This is a genomic window from Moraxella sp., assembly GCF_024227015.1.
Lineage (GTDB): Bacteria > Pseudomonadota > Gammaproteobacteria > Pseudomonadales > Moraxellaceae > Moraxella.
In genome coordinates this window covers 1-5650 of record NZ_JAAELD010000181.1, presented here as the reverse complement: position 1 = coordinate 5650, position 5650 = coordinate 1, and the positions used below count along the sequence as shown (strand labels likewise).

Annotated in this window: 6 protein-coding genes; 5 read left to right on the top strand and 1 reads right to left on the bottom strand. The window is 43.7% G+C overall.

All coding sequences use genetic code 11. From position 1 onward, the window contains the following. Positions 1–108: 108 nt before the first annotated feature. A complete protein-coding gene (locus GY683_RS04130; protein WP_297287545.1) occupies positions 109–1038 on the top strand; it encodes an OmpA family protein in 930 nt (309 codons plus the stop codon). Positions 1039–1135: 97 nt separating this feature from the next. Here the strand turns inward: GY683_RS04130 and GY683_RS04125 are convergent, their stop codons facing one another. Next, complete coding sequence (locus GY683_RS04125) at positions 1136–1519, bottom strand: SCP-2 sterol transfer family protein (protein ID WP_297287544.1); 384 nt, start codon at positions 1517–1519, stop codon at positions 1136–1138. A gap of 710 nt (positions 1520–2229) precedes the next feature. Here GY683_RS04125 and ccoN point away from each other — a divergent pair. Genes ccoN through ccoP form a run of 4 tightly spaced genes read left to right on the top strand, consistent with a single transcriptional unit; the run spans position 2230 to position 5619 of the window. Continuing rightward, the gene (gene ccoN / locus GY683_RS04120) at positions 2230–3720 is read left to right on the top strand and encodes a cytochrome-c oxidase, cbb3-type subunit I (protein ID WP_297287543.1); all 1491 of its coding nucleotides are present in this window, start codon (positions 2230–2232) and stop codon (positions 3718–3720) included. Positions 3721–3731: 11 nt separating this feature from the next. Continuing rightward, on the top strand, positions 3732–4370 hold the full coding sequence (gene ccoO, locus GY683_RS04115) for a cytochrome-c oxidase, cbb3-type subunit II (RefSeq protein WP_297287542.1): 639 nt from the start codon (positions 3732–3734) through the stop codon (positions 4368–4370). Further along, complete coding sequence (locus tag GY683_RS04110; RefSeq protein ID WP_036365053.1) at positions 4370–4552, top strand: cbb3-type cytochrome c oxidase subunit 3; 183 nt, start codon at positions 4370–4372, stop codon at positions 4550–4552. The genes ccoO and GY683_RS04110 overlap by 1 nt, the downstream gene beginning before the upstream one ends. Beyond that, the gene (gene ccoP, locus GY683_RS04105) at positions 4549–5619 is read left to right on the top strand and encodes a cytochrome-c oxidase, cbb3-type subunit III (protein WP_297287541.1); all 1071 of its coding nucleotides are present in this window, start codon (positions 4549–4551) and stop codon (positions 5617–5619) included. Before GY683_RS04110 ends, ccoP begins: the two co-directional genes overlap by 4 nt. Positions 5620–5650 lie beyond the last annotated feature (31 nt).

Sequence of the window (5650 nt, the reverse complement as noted above, 5' to 3'; positions counted from 1 at the left end):
TCATAACAAGCCACTAAGCCCTACATCTTGCACTTCGAGATGTAGGGTTTACGGAAATTTTCTAATTCACTTAATTTGCATTGGCGTATGCCAATTCAGGATTACAATATGAAAAAAATTACCGCACTAAGTGCGTTAACCGTTGCAATGTTTGCACTGACTGGCTGTATGGGTACTAAGCAAGTTAGCCAAAATATCACCAACGAAGGTACAATCGCTGCTGAAGACATCTACTTTCCAAAGCTAGATGATGCATGGCAAAAAGACGGTCAATTTCCAAACCGTGAAAACTTGACCAAGATTCGCCCAGGCGTGGCAAAAGATGAGCTATATCAGCTAATCGGTCGCCCGCACTTTAACGAATCAAACCGTGCTCGTGAGTGGGATTATATCTTGAAATTCCACAAAGAAGATGACAGTGTTAAAGTTTGTCAGTACAAAGTTATCTTTGATGAGAACTTCCGTGGTCAAGAGTTCTACTGGCTACCTGCAGAGTGTGCAGCTTATGCTAAACCACCTGCAGCACCTGCGCCAGTAGTTGTTCAACAGCCTGCACCACAGCAACCTGTTCAGATCGTTAACGAGCGCATCAACCTAGAAGCAGACGCACTATTTAAGTTTGACAAATACGAGCTTAAAGACATGCTACCTGCAGGTCGTGCAAAACTAGACCAGCTAGCTGTTCAGCTACTAGAGTGGGAAAAACGTGGTGAGAGCCGCATCCACCTAGTAGGTCACACTGACCGTCTAGGTAGCCATGAATACAACATGACGCTATCACAACGTCGTGCTGAGACTGTTCGTACTTACCTAATCTCGCGTGGTGTGAACGCAGCGACCATGTCTGCAGCAGGCGCTGGTAAATTGCAACAAATCCATCAGTGCTCTGACAATCAACCACGTCAAGCGTTGATCGACTGCTTGCAGCCAAACCGTCGCGTAGAAGTGAACGTTGCTGTATATGCTACTACCCAACATGGCGGCACTCAGCAAATCCAAATGAACCAAGATTACCAGAACTTCAACCAAGCTCAATAATCTTAAGTTCAAACAACAAAAAACCGCTCTCATGGGCGGTTTTTTGTTGTCTTTGAAATGATTGATGAAATGTTAGTTCAAAAACTAACAAGCTGGATTAGAATTGGGTAACCGCTAAAATCTGTTTAAATAATGCCTTTTGTTCAGGGCTTGGCTTGGCAGATTGCAATGCCATGACAGCGCTCATGTCGCCATCAACGCGAATCATACCCATCATGAATGCTTCGATGGCAAGGCTGGTGTCGCCTGTCTGGATGATATTACTCAATGTATCACCATCGATGGTAATGGTACTGACTGCGCCATCGGTATGACCTTGGTGGATTTTGCCGTGCTTTAGGTGGAGTAGAGTAGGTGCGCCTTGTTCGACTGTTGCATTTAGAACCAGTGAGTCTAGTGAGGGCGGCAGATTAAGTTCGCCGGACTGAGCGTTAAGAGCTGCTACTTGGTCGAACCATGATTGAGATAAAAATTGCGCCATAATATTCTCCTTGTGAATAGATGGATAAGTTAAACGTGAACGCATTATAAATCAAAAACGGGTATAAAAGCAGCTAAATTAATAACAGTTACTAAAATCATGCAATTAAACAGATAGATGACGGATTTTGCGGAGTAGTGGCAATATTGGAATTGCAATAATTAAAGGAGATAAAGATTTATTGAATAATAAGTGTTGGATGTGTCATAGATCTATGCTCAATATTAGACATAAAATTAATATTTAATTGTTTTAAATGCTGTCAAAATGATGAAAATTTTGAAAAAATCCCAAATTATTGCCAAAAAATCCAAATATTTTTACAAAAGATGCGCTAAAAATTACATTTGTGTTGTATAATAAAGGGTGAAAAATACTGATAATACCACATTAGCAGTATGGAATTAAATCTTTGTGGGTGAATCTAATCTTCACTCAACGCAAGCCAAGCCACTCATCCGAGAAGCAAGCTAAACGCACACAGTGTTAAGATTTTCTATCTTTGTTGTGTTTTCCTTATAAAAATTAAGGATTTTTTGCAGTTATTCGCTTTGATGTGATGATATTTGTGGCGCTTTGCGTTAAAATATATAGATATGAATCAAAAAGCGTCGATTTTATTGTTTATCGCAAATTAGACAGCCATGCTGACGCACTAGCCAAAACAATAAAACTCGCTAAATAAATCGGGCTGCACAGGAAAATATCCAATGAGTCTAAATAACACAGCAGTAGCCCCGAATGTTGACCATGAGTATGAAATCACGATCGTGCGTTTCTTTACCATCATGGCGGTATTTTGGGGTATCGTTGGCATGACTGTGGGTGTGTTTATCGCATCTCAGTTGGCATGGCCAGCACTTAACTTTGATACATCTTGGTTGTCCTTTGGACGTTTAAGACCGTTACATACCAACGCGGTTATTTTCGCGTTTGGTGGTTCGGCTCTTTTTGCAACATCATATTACATCGTACAGCGCACTTGTAAGACACGTTTGTTCGCACCCTATTTGGCATGGTTTACCTTTTGGGGTTGGCAAGCGGTTATTGTGGCTGCTGTGCTTACATTGCCATTGGGTTTGACATCCACTAAAGAGTATGCGGAACTAGAATGGCCTATTGATATTGGCATCGCTTTGGTGTGGGTGGCTTATGCAGTTGTATTTTTTGGCACACTGATTAAGCGTCAGACTTCGCACATCTACGTAGCGAACTGGTTCTTTGCAGCGTTTATCATTACCATTGCACTACTTCACATCGTGAATAACCTTGCCATTCCAGTAGGTATGTGGAAATCATACTCGCTATATGGCGGTGCAACAGATGCCATGGTTCAATGGTGGTATGGTCATAATGCGGTAGGTTTCTACTTGACAGCAGCATTCTTGGGTATGATGTATTATTTCATTCCTGTGCAAATTGGTCGTCCTGTTTATTCTTATCGCCTGTCTATCGTTCACTTCTGGGCTCTGATCGCTTCATACATGTGGGCAGGTGGTCACCATCTACATTATTCAGCGCTACCTGACTGGACTCAGTCATTGGGTATGGTGTTCTCGCTAATCCTATTCGCACCTTCTTGGGGCGGTATGATTAACGGTGTATTGACGCTATCAGGCAGCTGGGACAAACTAAGAACTGACCCGATCATTCGTTTCTTGATTGTTGCATTGTCGTTCTATGCGATGAGTACTTTTGAAGGTCCGATGCTATCTATCAAAGCAGTGAACGCCATCAGTCACAACACTGACTGGACAGTTGGTCACGTTCACTCAGGCGCATTAGGCTGGGTTGGTATGATTACCATTGGTTCTATTTATGTGCTATTGCCACGTATCTGGAACAAGGCAAAAATGTACTCAACAAACCTAATCACCGTACACTTCTGGTTAGCAACCACTGGTACAGTTCTGTATATCGTTGCGCTATGGATTTCAGGTATCACTCAAGGTATGATGTGGCGTGCCACTAACCCAGACGGTACTTTGGCGTATGACTTCATCCAGACTGTTGTGGTATCGCATTGGCCATTCGTGGTGCGTGCACTAGGTGGTGGTCTGTATGTTGCAGGTATGTTGGTTATGGCATATAACTGCTACAAAACCATCAAAATGCCTAGCATTCCAGAACCAATCGCTGAGCCAGATGAAGTAAATACTGGTCGTGATGAAGTGTTTGACAACGACACTGTCAAGGCTTAAGGGGGAGAGTCATGTCAAATATCACTCACGAAATCGTCGAGAAAAACACGGGTTTACTCGTTATCTTTATCGTCATCGCGATTAGCTTTGCAACCTTAGTTGAGATTGTCCCGCTAATCTTTGATGAGCACTCACCTGAAAAAGGTGGTGTGAACAAGCCTTTGCCGAACATGCGTCCTTGGACAGCACTAGAGCTTGAAGGTCGTGATATCTATATTCGCGAAGGCTGCCATGTGTGCCATACTCAGATGGTGCGTCCACTTCGTGCAGAAGTTGAGCGTTACGGACCATATAGCCGTGCAGCGGAATCAACTTGGGATCACCCATTCCTATGGGGTTCTAAGCGTACCGGTCCTGACCTAGCTCGTGTGGGCGGTCGTTATTCAGACCAGTGGCATGTTGACCATTTGATCGATCCGCGCTCTGTTGTGCCTGATTCGGTGATGCCTGCCTATCCTTGGCTTGCCAAGAATGAAGTTAACGGCGCTAAAGTACAGAAAAAAATGCGTCTATTTAAAGACCGTTTTGGCTTGCCTTATACCGAAGAAGACATCGAAGCAGCGCCTGACCAAGTACAAGGTGCGACCGAGCTTGATGCATTGGTTGCTTACTTGCAGCAGCTTGGTATCGCCATGCAGGGTCAACGCTAATGAACTGGGGCGTTTTGCATAGTATTGCGACTGTCGCGGCATTCATCGCTTTTATTGGCATCGCATGGTGGGCATACTCACCAAAAAATAAGAAACGCTTTGAAGAAGACGCACAACTTGCGCTTGATGACAAGACGTTAAAGTCTTTGTCATCAAATGAGCGCACTAAGGATACACAATGAGCTTTTTTTGGAGTTCTTGGATTACTGTCCTGTCATTAGGCTGCTGGTTATTTATCTTCGGCGTGCTAATGTGGACACTAAAAACCAAACCTGTCTTAGAAGAAGATGAAACGACAGGACATTCATACGATGGTATTAGAGAGTATGATAAGCCATTGCCTAAATGGTGGCTTGTGATTTTCTTTGGTACTCTAATTTGGGGTTTGGGTTACTTTATCCTATTCCCGGCAATTCAACCACATGCTTGGAAAGGTATCACTACGGTTGAAGTTGATGGCCAAGAAGTGCCTTGGACATCAGTAAATGAGCTAAACAGCCAGCTACAAGCCAACAACAAGGTTTTCAATGAGAACTTTGAACAAGGCATTTTGGCGAATGCAGGTGCTTCTGAGGCAACTGCAGTACTAGCTAAGCTAACCGAGCTTCAATCTCAGAAGAAAGGTGAGGCTGAACCGTCAGCTGAACTACAAACTCAGATTGATGAGCAAGTTAAACTACTAGCACCATACGTGGATAAGCTAGCAGCTGACCCTGAAGCTCAAAAAATCGGTAACCGTCTATTCCTACAAAACTGTGCCTTGTGCCACGGCTCGAACGCCAAAGGTTCTTTAGGCTATCCAGATTTGACGGATAATGATTGGCTGTATGGCGGTGAACCTGCTGACGTTCTATTGACGATTCACAACGGTCGTGTGGGTGCGATGGCAGCATGGCAAAAACAACTGGGTGAATCCGGTGTTCGTGCAGCTGCTGAATATGTACTTAGCATCTCAGGCAACCAAAATGGCTATGAGTTAGACAGCGCACAAGTTGCTCAAGGTAAAGCACTGTTTGAGACCAACTGCGTACTATGTCACGGTCCAGATGCTAAAGGTTTGACCAGCATGGGTGCACCTAACCTAACTGATGACATCTGGCTATTCGGTGGTGATCGTGAAACGGTTCGAGAAACCATCCGTCATGGTCGTTCAGGTGTGATGCCAGAATGGCAAACCAAGCTAGGTAATGAACGTATCATGCTGCTTGCAGCCTATGTTCGTTCACTATCACAAAACTCAGCAGAATAATCAAATTATTTTGATAATTCAGCAAAAGAGC

What these genes read in the sequence shown, in the direction of transcription:
- ccoP (WP_297287541.1), top strand. Translation starts at nt 4,549, where the DNA reads ATGAGCTTTTTTTGGAGTTCTTGGATTACTGTCCTGTCATTAGGCTGC.
- ccoO (WP_297287542.1), top strand. Translation starts at nt 3,732, where the DNA reads ATGTCAAATATCACTCACGAAATCGTCGAGAAAAACACGGGTTTACTC.
- GY683_RS04130 (WP_297287545.1), top strand. Translation starts at nt 109, where the DNA reads ATGAAAAAAATTACCGCACTAAGTGCGTTAACCGTTGCAATGTTTGCA.
- ccoN (WP_297287543.1), top strand. Translation starts at nt 2,230, where the DNA reads ATGAGTCTAAATAACACAGCAGTAGCCCCGAATGTTGACCATGAGTAT.
- GY683_RS04125 (WP_297287544.1), bottom strand. Translation starts at nt 1,519, where the DNA reads ATGGCGCAATTTTTATCTCAATCATGGTTCGACCAAGTAGCAGCTCTT.
- GY683_RS04110 (WP_036365053.1), top strand. Translation starts at nt 4,370, where the DNA reads ATGAACTGGGGCGTTTTGCATAGTATTGCGACTGTCGCGGCATTCATC.